This window comes from Actinomyces ruminis (assembly GCF_002154335.2).
Lineage (GTDB): Bacteria > Actinomycetota > Actinomycetes > Actinomycetales > Actinomycetaceae > Actinomyces > Actinomyces ruminis.
Genome location: NZ_MTPX02000051.1, coordinates 1 through 24,094 on the forward strand (window position 1 = coordinate 1; position 24,094 = coordinate 24,094).

19 protein-coding genes and 8 pseudogenes are annotated in these 24,094 nt (G+C 71.0%); 21 read left to right on the top strand and 6 right to left on the bottom strand.

All coding sequences use genetic code 11. The features are described 5' to 3' along the window. The first annotated feature begins 30 nt into the window (after nt 1–30). Both BW737_RS19980 and BW737_RS09945 read left to right on the top strand, forming a co-directional pair. On the top strand, nt 31–192 hold the full coding sequence (locus BW737_RS19980) for an alpha/beta hydrolase fold domain-containing protein (protein ID WP_420835740.1): 162 nt from the start codon (nt 31–33) through the stop codon (nt 190–192). After that, nucleotides 138–848 (top strand): alpha/beta hydrolase fold domain-containing protein, encoded by a 711-nt coding sequence (locus BW737_RS09945; protein ID WP_420835741.1) that lies wholly within the window; start codon nt 138–140, stop codon nt 846–848. Before BW737_RS19980 ends, BW737_RS09945 begins: the two co-directional genes overlap by 55 nt. On the opposite strand, the gene BW737_RS09950 is transcribed toward BW737_RS09945, so the two are convergent. After that, entirely contained in the window at nt 820–1,551 is a 732-nt protein-coding gene (locus BW737_RS09950) for a FadR/GntR family transcriptional regulator (protein WP_257210725.1), read from the bottom strand. The two genes, BW737_RS09945 and BW737_RS09950, sit on opposite strands and share 29 nt — an antisense overlap. 201 nt (nt 1,552–1,752) lie before the next feature. Here BW737_RS09950 and BW737_RS09955 point away from each other — a divergent pair. The 14 genes and pseudogenes from BW737_RS09955 (at nt 1,753) to BW737_RS10015 (ending at nt 16,832) form a co-directional block, all read left to right on the top strand. After that, nucleotides 1,753–3,380: pseudogene (locus BW737_RS09955) on the top strand (ABC transporter substrate-binding protein). A 50-nt stretch (nt 3,381–3,430) separates the two neighbouring features. After that, a pseudogene (locus tag BW737_RS09960) lies at nt 3,431–4,395 on the top strand (ABC transporter permease). Next, nucleotides 4,395–6,537 (top strand): annotated as a pseudogene (locus tag BW737_RS09965) (dipeptide/oligopeptide/nickel ABC transporter permease/ATP-binding protein). The pseudogenes BW737_RS09960 and BW737_RS09965 overlap by 1 nt, the downstream one beginning before the upstream one ends. Continuing rightward, a complete protein-coding gene (locus tag BW737_RS09970; protein WP_086614381.1) occupies nt 6,537–7,361 on the top strand; it encodes an ATP-binding cassette domain-containing protein in 825 nt (274 codons plus the stop codon). Before BW737_RS09965 ends, BW737_RS09970 begins: the two are co-directional and overlap by 1 nt. A 49-nt stretch (nt 7,362–7,410) precedes the next feature. Continuing rightward, nucleotides 7,411–8,327: pseudogene (locus BW737_RS09975) on the top strand (dihydrodipicolinate synthase family protein). Nucleotide 8,328: 1 nt separating this feature from the next. Beyond that, nucleotides 8,329–9,369: an ROK family protein gene (locus tag BW737_RS09980; RefSeq protein WP_086614380.1), complete on the top strand. Its 1,041-nt coding sequence runs from the start codon at nt 8,329–8,331 to the stop codon at nt 9,367–9,369. 55 nt (nt 9,370–9,424) lie between these two features. After that, nucleotides 9,425–10,114, top strand: a complete 690-nt coding sequence (locus BW737_RS09985; RefSeq protein ID WP_086614379.1) for an N-acetylmannosamine-6-phosphate 2-epimerase — start codon at nt 9,425–9,427, stop codon at nt 10,112–10,114. 197 nt (nt 10,115–10,311) lie between these two features. Further along, entirely contained in the window at nt 10,312–10,596 is a 285-nt protein-coding gene (locus tag BW737_RS09990) for an HU family DNA-binding protein (RefSeq protein ID WP_086614378.1), read from the top strand. Between the two features lie 263 nt (nt 10,597–10,859). Further along, nucleotides 10,860–11,671, top strand: a pseudogene (locus BW737_RS09995) (ABC transporter ATP-binding protein). A gap of 385 nt (nt 11,672–12,056) precedes the next feature. Continuing rightward, the gene (locus BW737_RS19470) at nt 12,057–13,049 is read left to right on the top strand and encodes a hypothetical protein (protein WP_338063898.1); all 993 of its coding nucleotides are present in this window, start codon (nt 12,057–12,059) and stop codon (nt 13,047–13,049) included. Nucleotides 13,050–13,054: 5 nt separating this feature from the next. Then, nucleotides 13,055–13,375, top strand: coding sequence for a hypothetical protein (locus BW737_RS19475; RefSeq protein ID WP_338063899.1), 321 nt, complete (start codon nt 13,055–13,057; stop codon nt 13,373–13,375). 338 nt (nt 13,376–13,713) lie between these two features. Further along, nucleotides 13,714–14,454 carry a glucosamine-6-phosphate deaminase gene (nagB, locus tag BW737_RS10005; protein WP_086614377.1) on the top strand — a complete coding sequence of 247 codons (741 nt, stop codon included), beginning with the start codon at nt 13,714–13,716 and terminating at the stop codon, nt 14,452–14,454. Between the two features lie 186 nt (nt 14,455–14,640). Beyond that, nucleotides 14,641–15,021 (top strand): DUF3039 domain-containing protein, encoded by a 381-nt coding sequence (locus tag BW737_RS10010; RefSeq protein ID WP_086614376.1) that lies wholly within the window; start codon nt 14,641–14,643, stop codon nt 15,019–15,021. Continuing rightward, nucleotides 15,018–16,832 (top strand): annotated as a pseudogene (locus BW737_RS10015) (DEAD/DEAH box helicase). Before BW737_RS10010 ends, BW737_RS10015 begins: the two are co-directional and overlap by 4 nt. 97 nt (nt 16,833–16,929) lie before the next feature. Here the strand turns inward: BW737_RS10015 and BW737_RS10020 are convergent. Then, on the bottom strand, nt 16,930–18,324 hold the full coding sequence (locus BW737_RS10020; RefSeq protein WP_086614375.1) for a nicotinate phosphoribosyltransferase: 1,395 nt from the start codon (nt 18,322–18,324) through the stop codon (nt 16,930–16,932). A 119-nt stretch (nt 18,325–18,443) separates the two neighbouring features. Here BW737_RS10020 and clpS point away from each other — a divergent pair, with 119 nt between their 5' ends. The 5 genes and pseudogenes from clpS to BW737_RS10045 all read left to right on the top strand — a co-directional run bounded on the left by clpS (nt 18,444) and on the right by BW737_RS10045 (nt 21,687). Then, on the top strand, nt 18,444–18,758 hold the full coding sequence (clpS, locus tag BW737_RS10025) for an ATP-dependent Clp protease adapter ClpS (protein WP_257210726.1): 315 nt from the start codon (nt 18,444–18,446) through the stop codon (nt 18,756–18,758). Next, the gene (locus BW737_RS10030; protein WP_086614374.1) at nt 18,758–19,414 is read left to right on the top strand and encodes a DUF2017 family protein; all 657 of its coding nucleotides are present in this window, start codon (nt 18,758–18,760) and stop codon (nt 19,412–19,414) included. The genes clpS and BW737_RS10030 overlap by 1 nt, the downstream gene beginning before the upstream one ends. A 31-nt stretch (nt 19,415–19,445) precedes the next feature. After that, nucleotides 19,446–20,353: pseudogene (murI, locus tag BW737_RS10035) on the top strand (glutamate racemase). After that, nucleotides 20,350–21,150: an MBL fold metallo-hydrolase gene (locus tag BW737_RS10040; protein WP_086614373.1), complete on the top strand. Its 801-nt coding sequence runs from the start codon at nt 20,350–20,352 to the stop codon at nt 21,148–21,150. Before murI ends, BW737_RS10040 begins: the two are co-directional and overlap by 4 nt. Before the next feature lie 3 nt (nt 21,151–21,153). Beyond that, nucleotides 21,154–21,687: a DUF3054 domain-containing protein gene (locus BW737_RS10045; protein WP_257210705.1), complete on the top strand. Its 534-nt coding sequence runs from the start codon at nt 21,154–21,156 to the stop codon at nt 21,685–21,687. A 29-nt stretch (nt 21,688–21,716) separates the two neighbouring features. On the opposite strand, the gene BW737_RS10050 is transcribed toward BW737_RS10045, so the two are convergent. From BW737_RS10050 to rph, 4 genes and pseudogenes are all read right to left on the bottom strand, one after another. Further along, nucleotides 21,717–22,034 (bottom strand): transcriptional regulator, encoded by a 318-nt coding sequence (locus BW737_RS10050; protein WP_086614372.1) that lies wholly within the window; start codon nt 22,032–22,034, stop codon nt 21,717–21,719. Next, nucleotides 22,027–22,449 carry a hypothetical protein gene (locus tag BW737_RS10055; protein ID WP_086614371.1) on the bottom strand — a complete coding sequence of 141 codons (423 nt, stop codon included), beginning with the start codon at nt 22,447–22,449 and terminating at the stop codon, nt 22,027–22,029. Before BW737_RS10055 ends, BW737_RS10050 begins: the two co-directional genes overlap by 8 nt. A gap of 107 nt (nt 22,450–22,556) precedes the next feature. After that, entirely contained in the window at nt 22,557–23,267 is a 711-nt protein-coding gene (gene rdgB, locus BW737_RS10060) for an RdgB/HAM1 family non-canonical purine NTP pyrophosphatase (protein WP_086614370.1), read from the bottom strand. Beyond that, nucleotides 23,257–24,091, bottom strand: a pseudogene (gene rph, locus BW737_RS10065) (ribonuclease PH). Before rph ends, rdgB begins: the two are co-directional and overlap by 11 nt. Between the last annotated feature and the right edge of the window lie 3 nt (nt 24,092–24,094).

Sequence of the window (24,094 nt, forward strand, 5' to 3'; positions counted from 1 at the left end):
GGCGGCGTCGTCGTCGCCCCGGAGTACCGCCTGGCGCCGGAGCACCCCGCCCCGGCCGCGGGGGAGGACTGCCTGGCCGCGCTGACCTGGGCCGCCGAGGGCGCTTCGGCGGCGTCGTCGTCGCCCCGGAGTACCGCCTGGCGCCGGAGCACCCCGCCCCGGCCGCGGGGGAGGACTGCCTGGCCGCGCTGACCTGGGCCGCCGAGCACGCCGCGGACTACGGGGCCGATCCGGGGCGCATCGTCGTCGTCGGCCCCAGCGGCGGCGGGGGACTGGCCGCCTGCCTGGCCCTGGCCGCCCGGGACCGCGGCGGGCCCCGCGCACTGGGCTACCTGCTCGACTACCCGATGCTTGATGACCGCACCGGGCTGGTCGGCCCCGACGGCGCGGTGCAGCCGCCGTCGGCCCGGCAGTACCCCGACGACGGGCTGTGGCCGGCGCACTGGAACGACTGGGCCTGGGAACAGATCCTGCCCGGGAGGCGCGGTGATCCTGCGGTGAGCGCCCACGATGCGGCCGGCCGCGCCGTCGACCAGCCGGGCGGCCTGGTGGGGTTGCCTCCGGTCTTCCTGTCCGTGGCGGGGGCCGAGACCTTCCGCGACGAGGTGGTCGCCTTCGCCTCGGCGCTGTGGCGCGACGGCGGAGACTGCGAACTGCACGTGTGGCCGGGCGCCACCCACGCCATGGAGTACGTCAGTGCCACCTGGCTGCGCGACGGCCTGGAGACGTCGCGGCTGAGCTGGCTCACCCGGCTGCTTCGACCCGAGGAACCGTGCATCAACCTGGCGCGGGTGGTGGAGGAGGGGACCTTCCCGACGATCACGCTGGGCGCGGCTGGTCGCGGGTAAGGGCGTTTGCCAGTGGCTCGTAGTGGGCCACCACCGCCTCGCGGTAGGCCTCCACGTCGCCGGAACGGGCCGCCTGGAGCATCGCTCGGTGGGCCTTGGCGGTATTGACGATGTCCTCCGGGCGGGGGGCGTCGAGCATGGGGACGGTCAGCGTGTGGACCGCCCAGAAGGCCTCCATCAGGTGGGCGAAGAGCTGGTTGGGGACCGGCGCCAGCAGCATCCGGTGAAAGCTGCGGTCCTGGTCGGTGAAGGTCTCTCCCCGCTCGGCCAACGCCTCCATCTGATCCACGACGTCGTCGATCGCAGGGTCCTCACGCCCCTGCCACGCCTCCACCACCGCCTGCGCCAGGGCGGTGTCCAGGGTGCGGCGAACCTGAACCACCTCGCGCAGGCTGCGGTAGTCGTCCCCGGGCTTGAGCAGACCCCGGAAGACGAGGGACTCGACCATGGGCCGCATGGAAACCTGCCCCACGAACATGCCGTGTCCGTGGCGCACCTCGACGATATCCAGCGCCGCCAGGGTGCGTACGGCCTCCCGCACGGAGGAGCGGGACATGCCCAGGGTCTCGCACAGCTGCGACTCGGTCGGCAGCGGATCGCCGGGCTGGAGGTGGGACTGGAGGATGTAGTCCTTGATGGAGTTCATCGCACTGGTGGCCTGCGTCGTCGTTCCACTCGTTGAGGCGTAGGCGCCTCGCTTCATATCCACCACGGTTCGTTCCTCTTCAGCTTCGGTCTCGGTGTTCTGCGCGTGCGTGCGGGCCGGCCAGGGGCGGCCGGGCCGGTTCCCAGGTCATCGTTACACATAATCCACACTCCATCCGGGGATTGATCAGATGTCTGATACCTGCTACAGTCATTCTACCGACGTCAGACAACAGACGTCCGATCTCAGGAGACCTCAATGACGATCTCGACTCCCCGCGCCTCCCGCCGCGACTTCATCCGCCTGACCTCCACCATGGGTCTGGCTGCCGGCATGGCCGCCACCCTCGCCGCCTGCGGCGGCTCCGACTCCGCCGACGCCGGCTCGACGGCGGCTGCGGGCGACTCCGCAGCCAATGCGGCCGCCTCGAACGCTGACGGTACCATCACCGCCGGCATCTCCTACGAGCTGGGCACCAACGGCTACGACCCCATGACCACCACCGCCGCACTCACCGTGGCCGCCAACTGGCACACCATGGAGGGGCTCACCGAGCTCCACCCCGCCACCCGCGAGTGCTACGCCGCCCTCGGCGCCGACCTGCCCACCCGGGTGGACGACACCACCTACGAGGTCACCCTGCGCGACGGCGCCGTCTTCTCCGACGGTACGCCCGTGACCGCCGACGACGTCGTATTCTCCTTCGAGCGCGTCCTGGATCCGGACAACAACTCGCTGTACTCCCAGTTCATCACCTTCGTCGACGCAGTGACGAAGAAGGACGACGCCACCGTAACCATCACCACCAAGTACCCATACTCTCTGGTGGCTGAGCGCATCAGCGTCGTCAAGATCGTGCCCCGCGCCGCCGTCGAGGCCGACGCCGCCGCCTTCGACATGAACCCCATCGGCACCGGCCCCTACATCATGACCGACAACGGCGCCGCCTCCCAGACCATCGTCTTCGAGCGCAACGACCACTACAACGGCCCCCACCCGGCGCTGGCCAAGTCCATGACCTGGCAGATCCTGCCCGACGACACCACCCGCACCAACGCGATCACCTCATCCGCCGTCCAGGCCATCGACGCCGTCCCCGTGGCCAACCTCGCCACCATGCAGGCGCCCATCACCGTGGCCGCCCAGCAGGGCTTCTCCCTGCTGTTCGCCATGTTCAACAACGCCACGCTCTCCGACGTCAAGGCCCGCCAGGCGATCCTGTACGCCCTGGACTACAACAAGATCTGCGAGACCGGCATGGGCACGCTCGCCACCCCCGCCACCTGCTTCGTCCAGGAGGACCACCCCGCCTACAAGCAGGCCGGCACCGTCTACACCTACGACGCCGACAAGGCCAAGACCCTCCTCGCGGAGGCCGGCGTGACCAGCGTCAACCTGCTGTGCTCCGACCACGGCTGGTTCGCCTCCGTCCGCCCGATCATCCGTGAGAACCTCGAGACCCTGGGCATCACCGTCAACTACGAAGAGAAGAAGTCCGCGGACGTCTACGCCTTCCTGGACTCCGACCAGGGCGACTGGGACGTCGTCATCGCCCCCGGCGATCCCTCCGTCTTTGGCAATGATGCGGACCTGCTCCTGCGCTGGTGGTACGCGGGCGACATCTGGACCGACACCCGCATGCACTGGAAGGGCACCGACGCTACAACCAGGTGCAGGCCGCCCTGGACGAGGCCGTCCAGCTCGACGGCGACGCCCAGGTGGCCAAGTGGCAGGAGATCTTCGACCTCATCGCCGCCGAGGTTCCGCTCTACCCGATCTTCCACCGCAAGTCGCCCACCGCCTACGACACCGAGGCCCTGGTCGGCTTCCAGCCGATCGCACTGACCGGACTGTCCTTCGTCGACGTCGGCACCACTGCCGCCTGACCGGCCGCCCCGAAGACTCCCGACGCAGATCCCGGTAAAGGAGCAACCCGGTGTCCAACCTCCTCCGCCTGATCGGCCGCCGCCTGCTGGCGCTGCCGATCATGGTGCTGGGCGTGACGCTGCTCGTGTTCGTCGTCATGTCGTTCTCCTCGGCCGATCCGGCGCGCCTGGCGCTGGGGGAGGCCGCCTCGGCAGACGCGCTTGAGCAGTACCGCCAGGCCCACCACCTCAACGATCCGCTGTTGCAGCGCTACTGGGACTACCTGGTGGGGCTGGCGCACGGCGACCTCGGCACGACCTTCACCGGCGTGAAGATCACCGACATGGTCGCCGCCGCCTTCCCCATCACGCTGCAACTGACCTTCATCGGCATTTTCGTGGCCGTCGTCCTGGCCACCATCCTCGGTGTCATCGCCGCCCTGTACCGCGACGCCTGGCCCGACCAGGTCATCCGGGTGATCTCCATCCTGTGCCTGGCCACCCCCTCCTTCTGGCTCGCCCTGCTGCTGATCCAGTGGTTCGGCGACATCCCCGGCGCCACCGGCACCTTCCCCTCGGTGGTCACCCAGTGGACGTCCTTCGGTGACGACCCCGGTGCCTACGCGCGGCAGATCTGCTGCCCGCACTGGCCGTGGCCGTGCCCAACACCGGCACCCTCACCCGGGTGGTGCGCACCGCCATGGTCGAGGAGCTCGACCGCGACTACGTGCGCACCGCCATCGGCGCCGGCATCCCCAAGCACGTGGTGGTGGCACGCAACGTGCTGCGCAACGCCCTGATCACCCCGCTGACGGTGCTCGGCCTGAGACTGGGCTACGCCATGGGCGGCGCCGTCGTCATTGAGATGATCTTCAACATCCAGGGGATGGGGCAGCTCATCTTCCAGGGGATCACCCGCAATGACATCAACATCGTCCAGGGCGTGTCCATCACGGTCGCACTGGCCTTCATCATCATCAACATCGTCGTTGACATGCTCTATGTGCTGGTCAACCCGAGGATCAGGAGCGTGTGATGCCCCACCGCCGCACACTGGACAAGGTCTCCGCCCCCGGCTTGCGCTTCCAGGGCTGGCGGCGCCTGCCGCTCGGCTCCAAGATCGCCGTCGTGGTCCTGGCCGCCATCGCCCTCATGGCGATCTTCGCCCCCCTCGTGGCCCCCTACGCCCCGGGCGCCACGGGTCTGGCCTCCGCCGAGACCGTCACCCATGTGGAGGGCGTGGGCGACGTCGTCTCCTCCGACCCCGCCGTCGCCCCCTCCACCGCCCACCTGTTCGGCACCGACGCCACCGGCCGGGACATCCTCTCCCGCGCCGTGTACGGGGCCCGGGTCTCCCTGGTGGTGGGCCTGAGCGCCACCGGGGCCGCCCTGGCGCTGGCCGCCGTGCTCGGCGCCGTGGCCGCCACCAGTCGTAAGTGGATCGGGGAGGTGGTCATGCGCGTGCTCGATGTGCTCATGTCCTTCCCCGGGATCGCGCTCGCGGCCGTGCTGGTGCTGGCCATGTCCGCCTCCGGGCTGCCGATGGTGGCCGTGATCGTCATCGCCACCGCGATCGTCTACACCCCCCAGCTCACCCGCGTGGTGCGCGCCAACATCCTGGCCCAGTTCGGTGAGGACTACGTGGCGGCCTCCAAGGTGATGGGCGCCCGCGTGCCCTGGATCCTGGCCAAGCACGTGGTGCGCAACTGCGTGGCCCCGATCATGGTCTACGCCACCGTGCTGGTTGCCGACGCCATCGTCTTCGAGGCCTCGCTGTCATTCATCGGTGCCGGCATCAAGCGGTCAACACCCCCACCTGGGGCAACATGCTCTCCGAGGGCAAGGCCCTGCTGCTCTCGGGGCACTGGTGGCCGACGTTCTTCCCGGGGCTGATGATCCTGATCACCACCCTGTGCCTGAACATCCTCTCCGAGGGCCTGACCGACGCCATGGCCGCCCCGCGCATCCGCACCCAGGTGGACGTGGAGGCGGACGAGGAGGCCATGCAGACCCAGCAGGCCTGGGACGAGGCCGACACCGCCGTGCGCGCCCACGCCGAGGCGGCCGCGGACTCCGCTCCCGGCGGGCAGCTGAGCGCCCTGACCGGCGTCGTCGCCCCCGCCGCCGAAGAGGTTCCGCTCGCCGAGCGACTGGCCGCCCTGCGCACCGCCGAACGGGCCCGCCACGACCGGCTCGTCTATCCCACGCCCGAGGCCGCCCCCGTCCTGGAGGTGGAGGACCTGTCCATCGCCTTCCCCGCCCAGCACGGGGACGTCAACATCGTCGACGGCGTGTCCTTCTCCGTCCGCCCCGGCGAGACCATGGGGCTGGTGGGCGAGTCCGGCTGCGGCAAGTCGATCACCTCCATGGCAGTCATGGGGCTGCTGCCGCCCACCGCCCGCATCGCCGGACGGATCCGCTTCCAGGGCCGCGACCTGCTGGAGCTGACCCCCAAGGAGCACAACGCCCTGCGCGGCCACGAGATGAGCATGATCTACCAGGACGCCCTGTCCTCACTGAACCCCTCCATGCTCATCCGCGCCCAGATGAAGCAGCTCACCTCCCGCGGCGGCACCCGCAGCGCCGAGGAACTGCTCGAACTGGTCGGGCTCGACCCGGTGCGCACCCTGAAGAGCTACCCGCACGAGCTGTCCGGCGGGCAGCGCCAGCGCGTGCTGATCGCCATGGCGCTCACCCGCGACCCCAGCCTGGTCATCGCCGACGAGCCCACCACCGCCCTGGACGTCACCGTGCAGAAGCAGGTCATCGACCTGCTGAACCAGCTGCGCGAGAAACTCGGCTTCGCATGGTGTTCGTCAGCCACGACCTGGCCCTGGTGGCCAAGGTCGCCCACCGCATCACCGTCATGTACGCCGGGCAGGTGGTTGAGCAGGCCGCCACTGCGGAGCTGCTGGCCAACCCCGTGCATGAGTACACCCGTGGCCTGCTCGGGGCGGTGCTGTCCATCGAGGCCGGCTCCAAGCGCCTGCACCAGGTGCGCGGCACCGTCCCCAGTCCGCAGGAGTTCGTGGCCGGAGACCGCTTCGCCCCGCGCTCCAGCCACCCCGACGTCGGCCTGAACACCCGCCCGGTGCTGAAGCCCGTGGCCGGCGCCGCCGAGCACTACTACGCCACCACGCCCGAGCTCGAGGCGATCCTGGCCAAGGAGGCCCACTGATGAGCGCCGACAAGCACCCCGGCTGGAACCCCGAGACCGACCCGGTCATCGAGCTGCGCCACGCCCACGTCATCCACAAGTCCCGCACCGGCAGGCTCTTCCGCCCCGACACGGTCCACGCCGTCAACGACGTCTCCCTGACGGTGCGCCGTGGCGAGACGCTGGGGCTGGTGGGCGAGTCCGGCTGCGGGAAGTCCACCACCGCCCGCGTCATGACCGGCCTGCAGCCGCTGACCCGCGGCGAGGTCTACTTCAAGGGCCGCCCGCTCGGTCACTCCGCCGCCGACCGCCGCGCCCTGGGGCGGAGCGTGTCCGTGGTCTTCCAGGACCCGGCCACCGCCCTGAACCCGCGCATGATCGTGCACGACACGCTCATCGACCCGCTCAACGTCCACGGCATCGGCTCACCCGCCGAGCGGGAGGCGAAGGTGCGCGACCTGCTGCACCTGGTCGGCCTGCCGCCCAGCGCCCTGGACGTGCTGCCCCGGCAGATCTCCGGCGGGCAGCGCCAGCGCGTCGCCATCGCCCGGGCCCTGGCCCTGGACCCGGACATCATCGTCGCCGACGAGCCCACCAGCGCCCTGGACGTGTCCGTGCGCGCCCAGGTCCTCAACCTGCTGCAGGACCTCAAGGCCGCCCTCGGCCTGGGCCTGGTGTTCATCAGCCACGACATCAACACGGTCCGCTACGTCTCCGACCGCATCGCCGTCATGTACTTCGGGAGGATCCTGGAGACGAACACGACCGCGGAGATCTTCGCCCACCCCCAGCAGGAGTACACGCGCACCCTGCTCGCCGCCGTGCCCTCCCTGCTCGAGGCCTGAGACCACGGCAGCCAGTTCAACCCCGCACACTCGCAAGGAAAACCATCACATGGACACCCGTTTCACCGGCGTCATCCCCCCGGTCATCACCCCGTTCAAGCACGGCGAGGTGGATCTGGACTCCCTCCGCCGCGTCGTCGAATTCCTCATCGGATCCGGCGTGCACGGCCTGTTCGTCGGCGGCTCCTCCGGGGAGGTCGCCTACCTGACCGACTCCCAGCGCGACGCCGTCATCTCCGCAGTGGTCGAATACGCCTCCGGCCGCGTGCCCGTGCTGGCCGGCGCCATCGACACCACCGCCCACCGCGTCATCGAGCAGGCACGGCGGGCCGAGGCCCTCGGCGCCGACGCCGTCGTCGCCGCCTGCCCGTTCTACGCACTCAACGACGCCGCCGAGATCGCCGACCACTTCCGCGCCATCGCGGCCGCCATCTCCGTCCCGCTGCTCGCCTACGACGTCCCCGTGCGGCTGAACGGCAAGAAGCTGGACCGCGACATGCTGGTGACCCTGGGGGTGGAGGGCGCCCTGGCCGGGGTGAAGGACTCCTCCGGCGACGACGTCGGCTTCCGCCGTCTCGTGGCCGCCAACGCCGCCGCCGGCCACCCGCTGGCCCTGCTCACCGGACACGAGTGCGTCGTCGACGGCATGCTGCTGCTCGGCGGGGACGGCTGCGTCCCCGGCTACGGCAATGTGGAGCCCGGCGCCTACGTCGAGCTGTGGGAGGCCGCCCGGGCCGGGCGGTGGGACGAGGCGCGTCGCATCCAGGACCGGCTGTGCGCCGGATTCGAGATCGTGTTCGTGCCGCGCGGCCGCTCCGGGGACGCCTCCGGCATCGGCGCCTTCAAGACCGTCATGGCCGCCCAGGGCACCATCGACGCCAACGAGATGGCCTTCCCGGTACGCGCCCTGGAGGGCGCTCCCGGGAGGGGGTACTCGCCATCGCCCGCAGTCAGGGCCTGATCTGAGATGACCGGCGCACCCGGAGCGCTCGACCGCCCGCCCGCGACCGCGGGGGACCTGATCGGCGTGGACGTGGGCGGCACCAAGATCGCCGCCGCCCGCGTCACCGCCGAAGGGACGCTGCGCGGACGCGTGCACGAGGTGCCCACGCCCGCGCACGCGGGTCCCGACGCCATGCTCGACGCCATCGCCGGCCTCATCCTCTCGATCTCCGTTGGGGAGGCCGCCGACGGCGCCGACGGCGTGGGGGAGGGACCGGCCGTCCCCACGGCGGTGGGCATTGGCGCGGCCGGCGTCATCGACTCCCGGCGCGGCACGGTCATCTCCGCCACCGACGCCATCACCGGCTGGGCCGGCACGGACATCGCCACCGGAGTGGCGAAGCGGCTGGGAGCCGCGGGCATGCATCGCCCGGACGGCTCCGTCCCCCCGGTGCACGTCGACAACGACGTCAACGCCTACGCCGCCGGTGAGGCCTGGCGCGGGGCCGGGACGGATGCCGCCTGCGCGCTGGTGGTCGCCGTCGGCACCGGCGTGGGCGGGGCGGTGATCCTGGACGGACGCGTCCACCACGGGGCGCACTTCCTGGCGGGGGAGATGGGGCACATGCCCGCGGCCCTGGCCGCGGGGGAGCGGTGCACCTGCGGGCGGATCGGCCACCTGGAGGCGGTCGCCGCCGGACCGCAGATCGCCCGCCGCTTCTGCGAGGCCACCGGCGCCCAGGACATAACCGGCGCGCTGGCGGTGGAGCAGCTGGCCCGCTGCGGCGACCCCGATGCGCGCCGCCTGTACCGGGAGGCCGCCACCGCGCTCGGGCAGGCCATCGCCGGCATCGTCACCGTGCTCGATCCCGACCGGGTCATCATCTCCGGCGGCCTGGCCCGCTCCGGGAGGCTGTGGTGGGGGCCGCTGCGCGAAACCCTGCGCCGCGAGCTGGTCGACCTGGTCGCCACGGACTTGCAGCTCGTCCCGGCCGCCCTGGGGACGACTGCGCCCATCATCGGCGCCGCTCACGAGGCCGCGCTGCGCCTGAACCGCCCCGAATGAACCGGGGCGCCGCATACCGCCCGTCGGCACCACACATCCGCATCAAGGAGGACCCATGCCCGCCCTCAACCCCGTGCTCGAGCGCCTGCGCGGAGGACTCATCGTCTCCGCACAGGCCTACCCGGGCGAGCCCATGCGCGACCCGCGCACCATGGACCAGGTCGCGCAGGCCTGTGTGGCAGGCGGCGCCGTCGGCATCCGCGCCCAGGGCCTGGCCGACCTCGCCCTGATCACCCAGCACCTGGACGTCCCCGTCATCGGCCTGTGGAAGGACGGGCACGACGGCGTATTCATCACCCCCACCCTCACTCACGCCGTCGCCGTGGCCGCCACCGGTGTGCAGCTCGTCGCCCTGGACGGCACCCGCCGCCCCCGGCCCGACGGGCGCACTCTGGCGGAGACGATCGCCGAGCTCAAGGCCGCCCGCCCGGGCGTGCTGGTCATGGCCGACTGCGGCGGCCTGGACGATGCCCGGGCGGCCCAGGATGCCGGCGCCGATGTCCTCGGCACCACCCTGGCCGGCTACACCGGCGAGCGTCCCCCAACCGACGGGCCGGACCTCGAGCTCATCGACCAGGTGGCGGCGATCGCCGAGGTGCCGCTCGTCGCCGAGGGCAGGGTGCACACCCCCGCACAGGCCGCACGGGCCATGGATCACGGTGCCTTCGCCGTCGTCGTCGGCACCGCCATCACGCACCCGACCACCATCACCTCCTGGTTCGTCGATGCGGTCGCCCGCCGGTGACGGGAACAGTGTTGCGCATGTGACCAGAGCGGTAAAAGTGTTTGGTGTGGGCCACAAATCGGTACGCCACGCCGAGGAAAACGCCGCCATATCTGACAAATCGCCCCTTTTATGCATAGCGTTACGGGCAGCGGCACCGCTCCGAGGTGCCCAACCGTCACCCAGACGTTCAAAACCACCAACCGAGAGGCAGATACATGTCCATCAACCGCACCGAGCTCATCGCCGCCATCGCTGAGAAGGCCGGCCTGACCAAGACCGACGCCGACGCCTTCCTCGGCGCCTTCCAGGACGTCCTCGTCGAGAACGTTGCCAAGGGCGAGGCCGTCAAGATCACGGGTCTGATGGGTGTCGAGCGTGTCGAGCGCGCCGCTCGTACCGGCCGCAACCCCCGCACCGGCGAGGAGATTCAGATTCCCGCTGGCCACGGCGTGAAGCTGACCGCCGGCTCCGCCCTGAAGAAGGCCGCCTCCGGCAAGTGACCATATAGGTCCACCGGGACCGCTCGGGTCCACCGACGGTACGGCCCACGGATCCCGACTCACAAGGCGCGTCGCCCACCGAACGGGCGGCGCGCCTTCGTTGTGCCCGCTCCACCATCCCTCGTCCCCGCCCCTCACCGAGGCCGGCACTTGTTACGTGCCGAGACCGGTCGACGTCACGTGCCGCGGTCGGTTGGCCGTCCGGGACCGGGTTCCTCCTGCCGGATGAGCCGAGGTCTGTGCCGGCCCGATACCTTCGGGCCATGACCGCCCCGTCGCCATTCGCCCGTGCTGAAGGGCCGAGCGCCCCCGGCCCGCGCCCCGCCCTGCTCCTTGACTCTTTGGCGAAGGCCTTCGGCCAGAAGATCGCCGTCAACCTGCTGTCCCTGTCCATCCCCACCGGCGCCGTCTACGGCATCGTCGGCCCCAACGGCGCTGGTAAGACCACCACCCTGTCCATGGCCACCGGCCTGCTGCTGCCCGACGCCGGCCGCGCCCTGGTACACGGCGTGGACGTGTGGGCCGAACCCGCCCGCGCCAAGGCCCTGCTCGGCGTCCTGCCCGACGGGCTGCGCACCTTCGACCGCCTCAGTGGCCTGGAGCTGGTCACCTACTCCGGGCTGCTGCGCAACATGCCCCGCGACGTCGTCATCCCCCGTGCCACCCAGCTGCTGCACGTGCTGGACCTGTGGGACGCCGGCACCACTCTGGTGGCTGACTACTCCGCGGGCATGCGCAAGAAGATCCACCTGGCCTGCGCCCTGGTCCACTCGCCCAGCGTGCTGGTGCTGGACGAGCCCTTCGAGGCGGTCGACCCCATCTCCGCCAAGACCATCCAGTCCATCCTCACCGACTTCGCCGCCGCAGGCGGAACCGTCATCATCTCCAGCCACGTCATGGTCACCGTGCAGCGCCTGTGCACTCACGTCGCCATCATCGACCAGGGGCGCGTGGTCGCCGCCGGCACCACCGCCGAGGTGCCGCCGGCGCCGACCTGGAGGACCGCTTCGCCCAACTCGTGGGAGCGCAGACCTCGCGGGAGGAGCTGACATGGTTGCGACCCTCGTCCGCCTGAGATGGCGGATCACCCTCAATGCGCTGCGCAACAACATCTGGGCCACCATCGGCCTGATCCTGGGGGCGGCGATGGCTGCGGGGATGCTGGCGCCGCTGCTGGCAGGAGCCGTTGCCCTGGGGCGCGCCGACGCCGTCACCATCACCATGGTGCTGGGAGCGGCCGGTGCCGTTCTGAGCGTCGGCTGGATGGTGGTGCCGCTGCTGTTTACTGGTGCGGACGCCACCTTGGACCCGCGTGCCGTGGCCGTCTGGACGGCGCCCTCCCGGGCCTTGAGTACGGGACTGGCGGTCGCCGGTGCCTGCGGGGTTCCCGGTGTCATCACCGGCCTGGTGCTGCTCGTCCCCGCCCTGACGTGGGCGCCGCCGGCCAGACGGGCGCTGCCGTGCTCGCGCTGGTCCTGGCCCCCGCGGCCCTGGCCACCTGCGTGCTGCTGGGACGCAGCGTGGTCATTGGCATCGGGGCCGCATCCTCCCGGCGCGGCCGCGATCGGCTCGCCGTCGTCGGCTTCTTCACCGTCATGGCGATCTCCCTGCTGCCCTCCTTACTGAACAACCTGCTGGACATGGAGCGCCTGGACTTCGGTGGCCTGCTCGGGTTGGCTCGAATTCTGGGCCTGACGCCCTTCGGCTGGGCGCTGGCGGCTCCCGGCTACCTGGCCCAGGGGCAGACGGCAACGGCGGCGCTGCTGGCCGTGGGTGCCCTGGCGCTGCCACTGGTGCTGCTGCCGCTCTGGCACCGCGTGGTGGTTCGTGTCATGACCGGGCCCGCCCACGCGCGGGGGCACTCGCGCGCCCATGACAATGCCCGTGAGCCCGGGATCGCGGGCGGCGCTAAAGGCGCGCTTAACGTGTTGCCCTGGCAGCGGCGCCTGGCACTGGTCAGCTCCGGGCCGACGGCGGCCGTTGCCGCACGCTGCTTGCGCTACTGGCGCACCGACCCGCGCTACCTGATACAGGTGGCGGTGATCATCATGATGTCGCTGCTCTTCACCGGGATGATCGCCACCAACTACAACACCATGACGAGTACCAGCGGTGATGCGACGACTGTGACGCTCACCGGCGTCGACTTCACCCCGGGACAGGCGCCGGGAGCGTTGTTCATGGTGGGGCTGATTGTCGCGCTCCTATGCGGCTGGATGGTGCACGACGACCTGGCCTTCGACTCCACGGCCCTGTGGACCCACCTGGCCGCCGGACTGCCCGGGCGCAGTGACCGCCTGGGGCGTGTGCTGGCGGCGGCCACCTGGCAGCTGCCGCTGCTCGCCGCGCTCACCCTGGTTGCTGGTTGGCTGACCGGAAACTGGGCGCAGGTGCCCGCCTACCTCGGCGCGAGTCTGGGCGTGTACGGCGTAGCCTGGCCTGGTCGAGCCTGACCAGCGTGCTGCTGCCCTATGAGACGAATCCGCCGGGGGAGAGCCCCATGAAGTCGCGCACCTCCGGCACCGCATTCGTCGCTGCGCTCCTGCAAACGTTGGGATTCTTCGTCGTCGCCACGGTCAGTGCGCCGGTGCTGGTGTCACTGGTCGTGGTGGTGATAAACGAGGCCTGGCCCTGGGGCTGGCTACTGCTCGCCGGGGGCGCACTGTGGGGCGGGGGAGTCGCTTGGGGCGGCGTCTTACTGGGTGGACGCCAGCTCGACCAGCGCTATGTGCAAGTGCTGGCCACCATTCGCTCCTGGCCCGGCCACGACGCCGCCTGAGAGCCGCCGTGGGTCTGAGCCCGGGTCGTATCTCACGTACGCGTTTGCGTCTAACGCACGCGTTGGTCTCTCACGTACGAGTTTTGGAGATTTGCGGGTGCCTGGCGCGGGGAAAGCTCCAAAACGCGTACGTGTGGCGGGAAGCCGTACGTGTGGCGGAGACTCGGACGAGCCTCGCGCCGGCATCGTGCGTTGTGCTCCAACATCAAGGGCCCGCCTCCCGGAGCCCCGCCCCGCCAGGCCGTAGCATGGCCCTGCGACGCGGGCGCGCTGCCCGCCGACCTCACGGACGAGGTCGCTAGGTCCGCCGCCGGAAGCAAAACCTTAAGGAACCAACCATGGAGCTCGTCATCCTCGACACGGCCGAAGAGATCGCCTCCCGCGCCGCCGACGTCATCGAATCCCTGCTGAACGAGAAGCCGAACGCCGTACTAGGCACCGCCACCGGCTCCAGCCCCCTGCCCCTGTACGACGAGCTTACCCGCCGCTGCGCGGACGGCCGCCTCTCCTTCAAGGACGTCACCGGCTTCATGCTTGACGAGTACGTGGGTCTGCCAGAAGGCCACCCCGAGCGCTACGCCACCTTCATGGAGCGCAACCTGCGTTCACGGGTGGACATGGCCCCCGGTGCCCTGCACGGCCCCGACGCACTCGCCGACGACCTGGAGCAGGCCTGCGCCGACTACGAGGCGCAGATGGCGGCCGCCGGCTACTGCGACCTGCAGATCCTGGGCATCGGCGTCGACGGACACATCGGCTTCAACGAGCCCGGCGGCCCTCTCGACTCCGCCACCCACGTCGACGTGCTCACCGAGCAGACCCGCTCGGACAACGCCCGCTTCTTCGACGGCGACATCGACGCCGTCCCCACCCACTGCCTCACCCAGGGGCTCGGCACCATCATGAAGGCCCGCAAACTGGTGCTGATCGCCACCGGCGCCAACAAGGCCGAGGCCATCGCCCACCTGGTGGAGGGCGAGATCACCCCCGACTGGCCGGCCACCGTCATGCAGAACCACCCCGACGCGCTGGTGCTCGTCGATCACGCCGCCGCCAGCCTGCTCAAGCAGCAGCACTGAACGAAGGCCTGTCTCCGCAGCAGCATCGGCGGCAGCCTGGACTGGTACCGGGCGCAGGCCGCGCCGGTGACTCCTGACGCCCGGTCCGGTGCAGACCCGCTGGGATCCGCACCGGACCGGAAGGAGAGAGAGCTGCCACAGATCCGGGTCGCGTTCGCACCCGCCCGGCGGCATAGACTGGGGCACATGCGTCAGCTCACCGCCTGGCCTCAGGCCAGCACCGACCCCGCCGGCCCCGGTTCTCCCGGTACCCCGGCCGGCGAGCCCGCACAGTCCGCCGGCACCGCCGTCCTCGAACGCGAGGAGCTCAAGTCCACCGACGACGGCGATGCAGACCGCTTCGCCCATTACGTGCGCAAGGACAAGATCGCCGCCGCGGCCGCCACCGGTCGACCCGTCGTCGCCCTGTGCGGCAAGGTGTGGACCCCCGGTCGCGACCCGTCGAAGTACCCGGTGTGCCCCACCTGCAAGGAGATTTACGAGCAGATGCGCCCCGGCGGCAATGGCGACCAGGGCGGCTCCGGCCCCAAGCGCCCGCGTTTCCCGTTCGGACGAGGCGGTCGGTGAGTTCCGCACCCCGCTCCAAGTCCCAGCACCATCCCACCCAGCCTTCCATCTTCGCCGCGGAGAACCTCTCCCCGGCCTACCCACAGCGCGCCGCCTGGGGCACCACGCGGCCGCTGCGCGCCTGGCAGGCCGCCGCCCTGAAGCAGTACCTGGAGGCGATGCCGCGGGACTTCCTCGCCGTCGCCACCCCCGGCGCCGGCAAGACCACCTTCGCGCTGCGCATCGCCACCGAGCTGCTCACCGCCGGCGACGTGCACAAGGTGACCGTCGTGTGCCCCACCGAGCACCTGAAGTACCAGTGGGCGGAGGCCGCCGCCCGGGTGGGTATTCGCATCGACCCTCCTACGCCAACTCTCAGGGCGCGCTCGGCTCCCAGTTCGACGGCGTCGCCGTCACCTACGCACAGGTGGCCGCCAACCCCAACCTGCACCGAGCGCGCACCGACCGCACCCGCACGCTGGTGATCCTCGATGAGATCCACCACGGCGGCGACGCCCGCAGCTGGGGCGACGCCATCCGGGAGGCCTTCACCCCCGCCCGCCGGCGCCTGTCCCTCACCGGCACGCCCTTCCGCTCCGACGAATCACCGATCCCCTTCGTCACCTACACCGAGGAGGCCGGCGGCATCAGGCGCTCCCGGGCCGACTACTCCTACGGCTATGCCGAGGCCCTGGCCGACGGCGTGGTACGGCCGGTGATGTTCATGAGCTACTCGGGACAGATGCACTGGCGCACCAAGCCGGCGACGAGGTCGCCGCCCGGCTGGGCGAGCCGCTGACCAAGGACATGGAAGCCCAGGCGTGGCGCACCGCCCTGGACCCGGGCGGGGAGTGGATCCCCGCCGTGCTGGCCGCGGCCGACCAACGGCTTACCGAGGTGCGCCGGCAGGTGCCCGACGCCGGCGGCCTGGTGATCGCCTCGGACCAGAACTCCGCCCGCGCCTACGCCAAGCAGCTGCGCGCCATCACCGGGCAGGCGCCCACCGTCGCACTGTCGGACGACTCGGGTGCCTCCAGCCGTATCGAGACCTTCGCCGCCTCCACCGACCGCTGGCTGGTGGCGGTGCGCATGGTCTCCGAGGGCGTGGACGTGCCGCGGCTGGCCGTGGGCGTGTACGCCACCTCCGCCTCCACCCCGCTGTTCTTCGCCCAGGCCGTGGGCCGCTTTGTGCGCTCACGCGCCCGGGGGGAGACCGCCAGCGTCTTCCTGCCCTCGGTCACCCCGCTGCTGTCGCTGGCCGGGGAGATGGAGGCCGCCCGCGATCACGTGCTCGGCAAGCGGGGCGCGGAGGAGGACTCCCGGTTCGGCTCCCCGGAGGACCGGCTGATCGCCCAGGCCAACCGCGAGGAGAATGCCTCGGACGACCTGCTGGGTGGCTTCGAGGCCATGGACTCCACCGCCGAGTTCGACCGGGTCCTGTTCGACGGCGGTGAGTTCGGCACCGGCGCATGGTGGGCAGCCCCGAGGAGCAGGAGTACCTGGGGCTGCCCGGGCTGCTGGAGCCCGAGCAGGTCACCGCCCTGCTGCGCCAGCGGCAGAATCAGCAGATCAAGCAGCAAAAGCGCCAGAACGCCGCTGCGCAGCAGCGGCGGGCCAACTCCGGGGTCGACGACGCCCGGCGGCGCGCCGCCGCCCGCAAGGAACTGTCCAAGCTGGTCGGTGCCTGGGCACGGCGCTCCGGGCAGCCCCACGGGGTGATCCACACCGAGCTGCGCCGCGTGTGCGGCGGCCCGGAGGTGGCCCAGGCGACCACCGAGCAGATCGAGGGGCGCATCGAGACGCTGCGCCGCTGGTTCGTCGGGCGGCGCTAAGACCCGCTGGCCGCCGGTTGCGGCGTGGTCTCAGCCGGGGCGCGTTGACTCCGGGGCACGTCGACTCGCTCGGGGCACCGGCGGGCGGGCAACCGGCTCAACCCCGCAGCGGCTGACGGTCGTCGATGTCCACGTGGCGGGTCGGGATCGCCGGGTCGCCCTCGCTCAGCCGCCAGCCGTCGTAGGGCAGCTCGGCGCGCGCCACCTGGTGGCGTTCGGCGGCCGCCTTCAGCGCCTCCGGGCCGCGGTGCTCCTCCACGATGACGCCGTCGCGCACCAGATCCACCTGGAGCGGCCGGGCCCCGGCGCGCTCCAGCGCGGCCAATCCGGCGGCCTCGGAGCGGGCCGAGATGACCAGTTCCTCGGTGGCCGAGCCGGCGGCGTCGAGCACCCGGCCGGCCCACTTACGGCCGCCCACGGTCGACTTGCCGCCCGTGGAGAACTTGGCGACCTCCTGCATCTCGCCGGTGGAATCGGCGCGCTCGACGAGCTTGTACACCAGAGCCGCCGTCGGCCGGCCCGAGCCGGTGACCAGCTTGGTACCCACACCGTAGGAGTCCACCGGCGCGGCGCCCAGGGCCGCGATCGCGTACTCGTCCAGGTCGCTGGTGACGGTGATCTTCGTCGTCGTCGCCCCCAGCGCGTCCAACTGGGCGCGCACCTTGAAGGCCTCGGCCACCAGGTCGCCGGAGTCCAGGCGCACCGCGCCGAGTTCGCCCCCGCCGGCCCGGGCCGCCGCTACCGCGCGGGCCACGCCGCGCTCAATGTCGTAGGTGTCCACCAGGATGGTGGTGCCCGGCCCAAGGCTGGCCACCTGGGAGGCGAAGGCCTCCTCCTCGGTGTCGTGCAGCAGGGTGAAGGAGTGGGCGGAGGTGCCGACCGCGGGGATGCCGTAGCGCATGCCGGCCTCCAGGTCGCTGGTGCCCACGAAGCCGCCGACTACCGCCGCCCGGGCGGCGGACACGGCGGCGCGCTCGTGCGCCCGGCGCGCCCCGAACTCCACGCAGGGACGGCCGTGGGCGGCGATGGTCATGCGCGAGGCCGCCGCGGCCACCGCGCAGTCATAGTTGTAGATGGACAGGGCCAGCGTCTCCAGAATGCAGGCCTCGGCGAAGGGCCCCTCCACCGTCAGCAGGGGGGAGCCGGAGAAGTAGCACTCGCCCTCGGCATAGCCGCGGATCGTTCCAGAGAACCGGTATGAGCGCAGGTAGTCGATGGTGTCGTCGTCGACGATGCCGGTGGCGTGGAGGTAATCGATCTGGGCATCGGTGAAGGTGAAACGCTCGATCGCGTCCAGGAGCCGGCCGACGCCGGCGACCACGCCGAAGCGGCGCGAGGCGGGCAGGGTGCGGCCGAACAGCTCGAAGACGCAAGCGCGCTCGGCCACGCCCGCATGCAGTGCGGCCTGCAGCATGGTCAGCTCATACATATCTGTGAGCAGTGCGGTGCTGGAGGCTGCCGAGGCGGGGATCCATCGCTGGTTGGCTGTCATGACAGAAACCTACCGCAGGCGGACGCGCGACGGAACGAGCCCGCCGTCACATGGGATCCGCGGCTAGGCTGGTGCGCATGCAGCCCGCAGTGCCCGTCGACACCGCCTCCGCTCCCGAGATGCAGACACTGTCGGACGCCCGCAGCGCCGCCCAGCGCCTGTGGTGCACGGTGGTGCATGACGACCCCGTCAACACGATGGACTACGTCACCTGGGTCTTCCACACCTACTTCGGCTTCCCGATCCCGCTCGCCCGCCGCCGCATGCTGCAGGTGCACACCACCGGCCGGGCCGTCGTCTCCCGCGGCGCCCGCGAACGCATGGAGGTGGACGTCACCGCGATGCACTCCTACGGCCTGCACGCCACCATCGAGCCCCTGGCCGACGACGCCGCCGACCCGGACGGTGGCGGCCCGGCCGGAGGCGGCGTCTGATGCGCGCCTTCCACCCCGAGGCCGAGGGCTGGTCCAGTGCCCTGGAGCCGTGGGAGCGCGAGTACTTGGCCGGGCTGTTCAAGCAGATTGCCGATCTGCTCGGCGCCGACGCTCCTGCCGCTTCGCAACGCCCCGGCCCGCGTCCGGGGGAGAGCCCACGGGACGGCAATGTGCTGGCCGCCCTCGACTTCGAGCCCGCTGCGCCCGACGCCGGAGCCTCGAGCTCGCTCCCCGCCTCCCTGGCTCCGCTGTTGGACGTGCTCCTGCCGGACGCCTCCGAGGACCCGGAAGTCGCCGTCGAGGTGGCCGCGCTGACCCGTTCCCAGCTGCGGGACGACAAGCGCTCCCGCATGGAGGACGTGGTGCACGAACTGCTCGCTCCCACGGGTCCCGGCGGGGCGGTGCTGGTGCGCGCCGGGCAGGAGGGACGCTGGTTGGGCGCCCTCAACGACGCCCGCCTGGTGCTGGCCGAGCGGCTGAGCATCGACTCCGCCGAGGTGGCCGAACAGGTGCATGCCCTGGCCTGGGATGATGCGCCCGTCGAGGAGGGGGAGCGGCAGCGCTGGAACCGGGCCATGGCGCTGTCTTACGACATGCTGTCCTGGTGGCAGGAATCACTGGTGGCCGTGCTATTGAACGGGGATGGACCCGCATAGTCTCGGCGCTGTGAATGATGCGGCCATCGGGATGTTCGACTCCGGCGTCGGCGGCCTGACTGTGGCCCGTGCGGTCATCGACCAGTTGCCCGGCGAACAGGTGCTGTACATCGGTGACACCGCCAACACCCCCTACGGCCCGCGCCCGGTGCAGGAGGTGCGCCGTCTCGCCCTGAGCATCATGGACGAGTTGGTCGACTCCGGGGTCAAGATGCTGGTGATCGCCTGCAACACCGCTTCCGCCGCCGTGCTGCACGACGCCCGCAGCCGCTACACCCGTGGCAAGGGCGTGCCCGTGGTGGAGGTCATCCACCCGGCCGCGCGTGCCGCCGCCCGCGTAACCCGCAACGGGCGCATTGGCCTGATCGCCACCCAGGGCACCGTCGACTCCAACGCCTACGCCGATGCGCTGACCGCCGTGCCCGGCGTGCACCTGTTCTCCCAGGCATGCCCGCGGTTCGTGGAACTGGCCGAGCGGGGCATCACCACCGGTCCGGAGGTCATGGCCACGGCGGAGGAGTATCTCGCCCCCGTCAAGGGCGCGGACGTCGACACCCTCATTCTCGGTGCACCCACTACCCGCTGCTGGCCGGCCCCATCTCCTACGTCATGGGTGAGGACGTCACCCTGGTGACCTCCAGCCAGGAGACCGCCAAGGACGTCTACCGCGAGCTCGCCCGCGGCGACCTGCTGCGTGCCCCCGATGCTCCCGCCCCCCGCCACGAGTTCCGCGCCACCGGCGACCCGGAGTCCTTCGCGGTGCTGGCGCGCCGCTTCCTCGGCCCCGAGGTCGGCCGGGTCCGCCGCGTTGAACCGGCCCCGGCCGCCGTCGCCCCGGGATTCGAAGCCGCGCGCCCCGATACCGCCGCGCCGGCCTCGATCCCCGTCATCCCGTCAGACCCCGCCCTTGTCCCCAATTCGAGCGAGGATCCCGTATGAAGCTAACCATTATCGGCTGCACCGGTTCCATGTCCGGTCCCAACGCCGTCGCCTCCTCCTACCTGGTGCAGGCCGACGACGCCGCCGGGCGCACCTGGTCGGTCGTGTTCGACCTTGGCCCGGGCGCCATGGGCCAGTTGCTGCGCTATCTGGACCCCGCCGAGCTGGACGCCATTGCCATCTCCCACTGCCACGCCGACCACATGGTCGACCTGGTGGGCATGCACGTGTTCCGTCGCTGGAACCCGGCCGGCCGCCTGGACCCGGTGCTCACGCTCGGTCCGGGAGAGCTGCTGCCGCGCCTGAACGGCGTCGACGGCACACCCGCGCAGGAGACCTACGCCACCGAATTCTCCTTCCGCACCGTCGCGGCGGGGCAGGGCGTGCAGGTCGGCCCGCTCACCATCACTCCCTTCCCGGCGCTGCACCCGGTAGACGCCTTCGGCTATCGGGTGGAGGGGCCGGGGAGCGACGGCCAGCCCGTCAGCCTCGCCTTCACCGGTGACACGGACCTGTGCGAGGGCATCGAGGCGATGGCGGACGGCGTCGACCTGCTGTTGTCCGAGGCCGCCTTCCTGGAGGGACGCGATGCGGTGCGCGGCATTCACCTGACCGGTCTGCGTGCCGGGGAGCTGGCCGCAGGCACCTCCGGGCGGGGTGGGCGTCGGCCCGCCGGTCGGCTCGTGCTCACCCACATTCAGCCCTGGACCGACCCGGCCGATCCGGTGGCCGAGGCCGCCGCCGTTTACGATGGCCCGCTGGCGGTCGCCGCCTCCGGTGCCTCCTGGGAGCTCTGAACCGTGTCTGAACCGCAGCGAGACGAGACCGCCCGCATCAGCTACACGCCGCCGGTGCCCGACGGGCCGGATCGTCCCTGGACACGTGGGCGTCGCACCCGCTGGTGGCTGGTGCTGCTGGCCGACACGATTTCGGTGGCGCTGGTTGCCTGCTTCGGCGCCGCAGCGGCGCACGATCTGGCTCAGGCGCCCGGCCTGCTTGCCTGCGGCGCGATAGCCGTCGTCGTCGCCTGGGTGATCACATGGATGGTGCGCCGCCCCAACGACCACCTGGAGGTGGGCTGGCCCGACGGCGGCTGGGTGATCGCGCTGACCTGGGCGGCGTGGACGGGCCTGTATGCCTGCGGTGCTGCCGCCGGCGCAATCCCCGGAGCCGGCGGGGTGGCGTCTTTCGCCGTGATGCTGGCTGCGTTCCTGGTGGTCTTCTGCGGCGGCTGGCGCAGCCTGTACGGCTACGTCAAGGCACATGACTCGTTGGTCCCCAAGGGCGTGCAGCGGCGTCTGGACGCCCAATCCCACCGAGACCGGCACCAGTAACGCACCGAAACCGGTAGAAGTGGTCGGCTTCAGTCGCCGGCGATCTCTCGCAGCGCGGCGATATGATCGTCAAATGCCTTCAGGCCGCGCGGGGTGAGCGACACCCAGACGACATCCATGGCTCGAACCACGCCGTAGTCGCGATGGCGGCGGATATAGTCCGCCTCCTCCAGCGCCTTGAGCTGTTTTGACAGACTGGCATCGGATAGGCCAACGGCGTCACGCAGCGCGGAGAACTTCATCTCGGTGCCCGTCCACACCAGGGCGCCGTCGTTCACGGCCCCGACGGACTTGAGCGTCGCACAGATCCGCAGGCGGTTCAGCGGGTGGATGACGGGGTCAAGCACGACTGCCCTCCGGCCAGACCACTGCCGCGCAGTACCAGGCGTGCGCGGTGGCGAGCAGCGTGAGCACGCCGACCAGCACCGGATGTATGGAGGCCCCCTGGAAGACGGCGCCTGCAACGAACGCCCACACGGTTAGGCTGTTGCGCTTCCACCACTGCCGGTCGGTGCCGATGAGGTCGTTCCGGGTACGGACCCCGGGACGGAAGAGCCGGTTCCGCAGCAGTACATGTATGAGCGCGAGTGCGGCGAGAGCGCCGAGCAGCACCCAGTAGTGCTCGGCGAGCAGTGCGCCGACCGAGGTCCCGAAGGCGACGGCGAAAACCGCGACGGCCCACGTTGCCGGGCGCCATCGCGCGGCCGTTTGCTCGACGGCGTCGACGTCGCGCAGATGAGTGCGTGCCTCGTCAGGGGACATGGCTGATGATGGGGAGGGTGACACCGCTACACCTCACTTTCTGACGTGGAAAGTATCATGTTTTCCGCGTTGGAAATCAAGAGGTGCTGCGATGATGGATCGGTGGGTTAGGCGAGCAGGTCGCGCAGGGCAGGAGCCAAGGCGCGCAGCGCCTGGCCCCGGTGGGAGATGGCGTTCTTCTCCGCCGCGCTCATCTGCGCCGTAGTCCGCCCGGCGGCACCGGGGGCATCCTCCTGAATTGGCACGAAGATCGGGTCGTACCCGAAGCCGCCCGCGCCAACCGGCGCGTGCAGCAGCCGGCCAACCATGGAGCGCTCCACCACCGTCACCGTCTCCGACTCGGCTTCCCTCCCCGGTACCACCAGCACCGCGGCACAGGTGAAGCGCGCCGTGCGGTGCGGGTCGGTTACGTCGGCGAGCTGCCCCAGCAGCAACTGCAGGTTGGCCTCGTCGTCGCCGTGTCGGCCCGACCAGCGGGCCGAGAAGATGCCCGGTGCGCCGCCGAGCACGTCCACGCACAGCCCGGAGTCGTCGGCAACCGCCGGCAGCCCGGTCGCCCGAGCCAGCGCGCGCGCCTTGAGGGTGGCATTGTCCGCAAAGGTCAGCCCGTCCTCCACCGGCTCGGGGGCGCCGAGGCCGGCCGAGGAGATGATCTGCTCGGCCGCCAGCCCATCCACCAGCGGCGCCAGGATCGCGCGCAGCTCGGCCAGCTTGCCGGGATTGTGGCTGGCCAGTACCAGCCGGGCACCTGCGGGCACGGCAACCGAGCCGTCTGCCGACGGCGCCGCGGTGCCGTGCTGCTCGGGCTCAGGCGCCACCGTCAGACCTCCTCGACGCCGGCGGCTTCGGCGGGGGACCCCGCGCCCAGGTCGCGCGCGACACGGTGAAGGGGACGTCGTCGGGACCGGCCAATACCCGGGCCTGCAACGCGGCCAGCTCGGCGTTGCCCTTGGTGGCCAGATCGAGCAGGGCGCGAGCTCGGCGCGGTCGAAGGGGGCGGTGCTCCGCGGTTCCCTGCACCTCGATGAAGCGCCGGCGCCGGTCTGGACCACATTCATGTCGGTCTGGGCGCGCACGTCCTCCTCATAGGGCAGATCGAGCAGGGGACGCCATCGATGATCCCCACGGACACCGCGGAGACGGAGTCGGCGATCACCGGCTGGCCGACGCGGGGCTTGACGTAACCGCGGCGCGTGCCCCAAGCGACGGCGTCGGCCAGCGCCACGTAGGCGCCGGTGACGGCGGCGGTGCGGGTGCCGCCGTCGGCCTGGAGCACGTCGCAGTCCAGGGTGATCGTGTTCTCGCCCAGCGCGGCCACGTCCACCACACCGCGCAGGGAGCGGCCGATCAACCGCGAGATTTCGTGGGTGCGGCCGCCGATCTTGCCGCGCACGGATTCGCGTCCCGAGCGCTCGGAGCCGGCGCGCGGCAGCATCGCGTATTCGGCCGTGACCCAGCCCTCGCCGCCGCCCTTGCGCCAGCGCGGCACGCCCTCGACGAAGGAGGCGACGCACAGCACGCGCGTGCGGCCGAATTCGACGAGGACCGAGCCTTCGCCGTTGACCTGCCAGTTGCGGGTGATGGAGATGGGGCGCAGCTCGCCGGGGGAGCGGCCGTCCTTACGGGTCTTGGTATCAGTCACGCG

What these genes read in the sequence shown, in the direction of transcription:
- BW737_RS09970 (WP_086614381.1), top strand. Translation starts at nt 6,537, where the DNA reads ATGAGCGCCGACAAGCACCCCGGCTGGAACCCCGAGACCGACCCGGTC.
- BW737_RS10010 (WP_086614376.1), top strand. Translation starts at nt 14,641, where the DNA reads ATGCGTCAGCTCACCGCCTGGCCTCAGGCCAGCACCGACCCCGCCGGC.
- clpS (WP_257210726.1), top strand. Translation starts at nt 18,444, where the DNA reads ATGCAGACACTGTCGGACGCCCGCAGCGCCGCCCAGCGCCTGTGGTGC.
- BW737_RS09980 (WP_086614380.1), top strand. Translation starts at nt 8,329, where the DNA reads ATGACCGGCGCACCCGGAGCGCTCGACCGCCCGCCCGCGACCGCGGGG.
- BW737_RS09985 (WP_086614379.1), top strand. Translation starts at nt 9,425, where the DNA reads ATGCCCGCCCTCAACCCCGTGCTCGAGCGCCTGCGCGGAGGACTCATC.
- BW737_RS09990 (WP_086614378.1), top strand. Translation starts at nt 10,312, where the DNA reads ATGTCCATCAACCGCACCGAGCTCATCGCCGCCATCGCTGAGAAGGCC.
- BW737_RS09950 (WP_257210725.1), bottom strand. Translation starts at nt 1,551, where the DNA reads ATGAAGCGAGGCGCCTACGCCTCAACGAGTGGAACGACGACGCAGGCC.
- BW737_RS10020 (WP_086614375.1), bottom strand. Translation starts at nt 18,324, where the DNA reads ATGACAGCCAACCAGCGATGGATCCCCGCCTCGGCAGCCTCCAGCACC.
- BW737_RS10040 (WP_086614373.1), top strand. Translation starts at nt 20,350, where the DNA reads ATGAAGCTAACCATTATCGGCTGCACCGGTTCCATGTCCGGTCCCAAC.
- nagB (WP_086614377.1), top strand. Translation starts at nt 13,714, where the DNA reads ATGGAGCTCGTCATCCTCGACACGGCCGAAGAGATCGCCTCCCGCGCC.
- BW737_RS10030 (WP_086614374.1), top strand. Translation starts at nt 18,758, where the DNA reads ATGCGCGCCTTCCACCCCGAGGCCGAGGGCTGGTCCAGTGCCCTGGAG.
- BW737_RS10055 (WP_086614371.1), bottom strand. Translation starts at nt 22,449, where the DNA reads ATGTCCCCTGACGAGGCACGCACTCATCTGCGCGACGTCGACGCCGTC.